The organism is Streptomyces sp. NPDC006655, from assembly GCF_040703965.1.
Lineage (GTDB): Bacteria > Actinomycetota > Actinomycetes > Streptomycetales > Streptomycetaceae > Streptomyces.
The window spans coordinates 1-3,597 of sequence record NZ_JBEYJU010000225.1 but is presented as its reverse complement, the minus strand read 5'-3'; the positions used below and the strand labels follow the sequence as shown (position 1 = coordinate 3,597).

At 74.5% G+C, this 3,597-nt stretch carries 3 protein-coding genes; 1 reads left to right on the top strand and 2 read right to left on the bottom strand.

What is annotated here, in order from left to right:
- Positions 1 to 126: 126 nt before the first annotated feature.
- Positions 127 to 816: a TetR/AcrR family transcriptional regulator gene (locus AB0958_RS44830; RefSeq protein WP_366896245.1), complete on the bottom strand. Its 690-nt coding sequence runs from the start codon at positions 814 to 816 to the stop codon at positions 127 to 129.
- Positions 817 to 1,029: 213 nt separating this feature from the next.
- The gene (locus AB0958_RS44825) at positions 1,030 to 2,955 is read right to left on the bottom strand and encodes a hypothetical protein (protein WP_366896244.1); all 1,926 of its coding nucleotides are present in this window, start codon (positions 2,953 to 2,955) and stop codon (positions 1,030 to 1,032) included.
- A gap of 159 nt (positions 2,956 to 3,114) precedes the next feature.
- Here AB0958_RS44825 and AB0958_RS44820 point away from each other — a divergent pair, with 159 nt between their 5' ends.
- The gene (locus tag AB0958_RS44820; RefSeq protein WP_366896243.1) at positions 3,115 to 3,522 is read left to right on the top strand and encodes a hypothetical protein; all 408 of its coding nucleotides are present in this window, start codon (positions 3,115 to 3,117) and stop codon (positions 3,520 to 3,522) included.
- Positions 3,523 to 3,597: the final 75 nt, after the last annotated feature.

The window sequence follows — 3,597 nt, the reverse complement described above, 5'->3', positions numbered from 1 at the left end:
GGTGCTGGGTCGGTACCTGCACCACCTGCGGACGACCCCTACCCACCCAACGAAGCCGCCACAGACAGGGCAGAACCTAACGAAGCACTACTAGGTCCTTCTCGTACCGGACGTACGAGGGCCGGGTCAGCCGGCGAGCGCTATGAGCCGGGCCGCCAGGTCGGCGAACGGGCCGTCCGTCGGCTCGCCCTCCACCATCCGCTTCACCAACGCGGTCATCTCCTCGTCGTACGAGGCGCTCACCGCCGTCAGCGCGGCGAAGTCGTGCACGAGCTGCACCTCCAGCTCGCCGCGCGGGATGCGCCGCCCGTCCAGCCAGATCAGCGCCGTCGACTCGGCGAGCGAGATCCAGGAGCGGATGACGAGTTCGAGACGGGCCGGGGCCTCGGTGACACCGAGGTGGGAGAGGATCTGCTCGTACGCGGCCTGCCGTACGGAGTCGATGAGCGCGTTGGTGGCGGAGGAGCCGACGGCGGGGCCGCCGCGCATCAACGCGGCGAAACCGGGGCCGTGTTCGTCGACGAAGTCGAAGAAGCGCCGCATCACGCGCAGCAGCCGGGCGCCGAGCGGCCCCTCGTGCGGCTCGGTGAAGCGCCCCGCGAGATCCTCCGCGGCCCGCTTCAACGCGGCCTCGTACAGGCTGAGCTTGCCGGGGAAGTAGTGGTACACCAACGGCCGCGAGATACCCGCGGCCGAGGCTATCTCGTCGATGGAGACCTCGTCGGGCGAGCGGCGGCTGAACAGTTCGAGGGCTACGCCGATCAACTGCTGCCGTCGCTCTTCGACCCCAAGTCTGCGGCGTACCCCGGTACTCATGCGAACACTTTACCGATCGGATTCGGCCTCCCGCGGCCCCGACCGGTCACCCGGGTTCACTTGATCGGCCCAAGCCTCCCGTCGCCCGTCCGGGACACACGAACCAGCATCGAGTCGGCACGCTCCGTGTCCGGGAGCGGCATGCCCCGGCGTGCCATCTCCCTTCCCGAGGGACGCGGTTGGCAGGCTCCGCAGGATCCGGCGGCGCCGGGCTCACCGCAGCCCGCGGATCTCGCTCCCGCCCGCCAGCGTTCCCTTCAGAGCGGCCTGGGCCCCTTGCTTCGCCCTGGCCACCAGCAACGAGCCCGGCGCCGACGCCGTGACCCCGCCGGTCGCCCGGATCGACGTGGTGTCCCGGCCGCCCGCGGCCAGCAGGTACCACTGGCCGCTCCCGGACTTCCACAACACCCCGGCCAGCACCTGCGGATCACGCGGACCACAGGCGGTCACATCGGTCCCCTTGGCCACCACCGCCCCGAACCGGCTGCCCGGGGTGCGGAACTGGGCCAGGGCCAGCGTCCCGTCGCCCCGCCAGGTCTCCGCCCGGGTGCACACCCACGACCCGGTGCCACCGCCGGCCGGCAGCGGCTGCTCGGCGAACGCCCACGCGTTGACGCCGCGCACCCCCGCCGAGCGTTCCGCGGTCAGCGAGCAGGCGTACGGCGCCCAGTCCCGCGCCACCGCCCCGGAGTCCTCGCCGGTCTCCCCGGGCCGCCCGGCGGTGAGCCGGGCCGGCACCAGCTCGCCCAGGTCGGTCGCGAGCCCCGCCCCCTGGGCGTCGGTCAGCTGGAGCACGGTCCACGAGGTGCACGCCCCCTGCCGCAGCGCGCCACTGGCCAGCGGACCGGTCACGCCGCCGGTCACCGCGACGTCCGTCGCCGGCGAGGCCGGCTTCATCAGGTCCCGCTCGGCGACTCCGGTCACCCAGGGTGCCGTCAGATAGCGGACGTTGCCGTCGGCCCGGCCGAGGACCAGGGCGCTCGCCTCCAGGCCGGTCGCGCCGTCGACGCGGGCGAAGTCCAGTGCCGCACCCGCGGTGCCGTCCTTCGGCTCGGCGTAGCGGGCGATGCGCAGACCGTCGTAGAACACCACCACGCGGGCGCTGTCGACGAGGCCCGCGTAGAGCAGTTGGGGCGGTCCGGCCGGGCCGCCCGTCTGGGTGCCGGGGGTCGCCGAGACGCGCACGGTGGCGCCGGGGCGGGCCCAGACCGCCAGGGCGCGGCGCAGCAGAGCGGTGTCACCGGTGAGGGCGCCGCGCGCGGGCCAGACGGAGAAGTCGGTGCGGGCGGCCGTCCGCCACGCGGTGGCCGGGACCTTCGTCACCTGGGCGGGGTCCAGGGCGGCCCGGGCCGCCGGGTTCCCCGCGTACACCGGGGCGGCCGCGCCGTCGGCACCCCAGCCGCCGCCGGGCAGCGCCACCAGCGCCCCGCAGACCGCGAGCGCGGCGGCCGCGGCCAGCGCGGCCCTGGTGTGCCGGCGGCGGCGCAGCAGGTCGGTGGGCCGGGCCTGGAGAAAACAGGGGTCGAACTCGGGGGAGTCGAGCAGCGGGTACTGCGCCGGGACGCCGTTCGCCTCGGCGAGCGCGCCCTCCGGGTGCTCGATCCCGGCCGCCCTGAGGATGCCGCGGACGTCGCCGTCGGGGAGCTGTTCGAGACCGCGCAGCGCGTACGCCGCCCGCGCCGGCCCGGAGAGCGTGCCGAGCCGCTGGTCCAGGGCGAGTTCGTCGGCGCCCCCGGAGCGCGGGAAGAGCCTGAGGCCCCACACCTGGGGAACCAGCGGCGGCAGCTGGGCGCGGGTGGGCCATGCGGTGAACCGGAACGGCCGGCCCGCCGCCAGCGCCGAGCGCACCACTTCGAGGCGGACGAGCGCGTACCCGGGGTCGGTGTCCCGGCCCGTCGGCTGGGCCGGCACGACGGGGGCCGGCCTGCGGCCCCGGGGCAGCGCCCGCTGGACCAGGGCGTGCGCGGTCAGGACGCGGCGGCCGCGGCCGGGGCCGGGCGGCAGCACCAGATAGGCGAGCCGGACCAGCCGTGGGTAGTGCTCGACGAGCGCGGCCTCGGCCTGCTCGACATCGACGGCCGGCCCCGGGACCCCGGCGGAGGCGGCGGCGTGACGCTGGGCTACATCCTGTGACTGCACGTCCTGGAGAACGAGCCAGTCGTTGGTCGGTCACCGCCGCCCGGGTGACCACGGCATCCTGGATCCGCGTTCGATTTGAGCGCCCCGTGCCCCGCGGCCGTATCGAAGGGGAGGGCCCCCGGAGGCACCCCAGGGCCAGCAACGCGACCGGAGGAACAGATGAGGTTGACCCGACCGATGCTCGCGGCGGCCGGCGCCGTGGCCGTACTGGCGCTGGCGGGCTGCGGATCCGGCGACAGCAGTGCGGAGACGAAGATCCCGGTCACCGCGACCGGCAGCCTGGAGAGCCTGGCGGCCAAGGTGAAGTGCACCCCGGACATGCAGATCGACTCCGACGAGGTCCGCCAGGCCATCTGCAAGGTCCCGGCGGGCAAGTTCGTCTTCGCCACCTTCGCCACCGACCGCGGCCAGCGTGAGTGGATCAACGACGCGAAGGACTACGGCGGTTTCTACCTCGTCGGCCGCAAGTGGGTCGCGGTGGGCACCGACAAGCTGGTCAAGTCGCTGCAGACCACCCTGGGCGGCTGGGAGGAGATCGGTACCGACCACAGCAAGCACACCAGCTGAGGCCGCACGGCGGGCACCGGCCGGCAGGCACCGGCCGGTACACACGGAAGCGGGCGGTGGGAGAATCCCACCGCC

Coding starts and splice junctions, on each gene's coding strand:
- AB0958_RS44830 (WP_366896245.1), bottom strand. CDS start 816: ATGAGTACCGGGGTACGCCGCAGACTTGGGGTCGAAGAGCGACGGCAG.
- AB0958_RS44820 (WP_366896243.1), top strand. CDS start 3,115: ATGAGGTTGACCCGACCGATGCTCGCGGCGGCCGGCGCCGTGGCCGTA.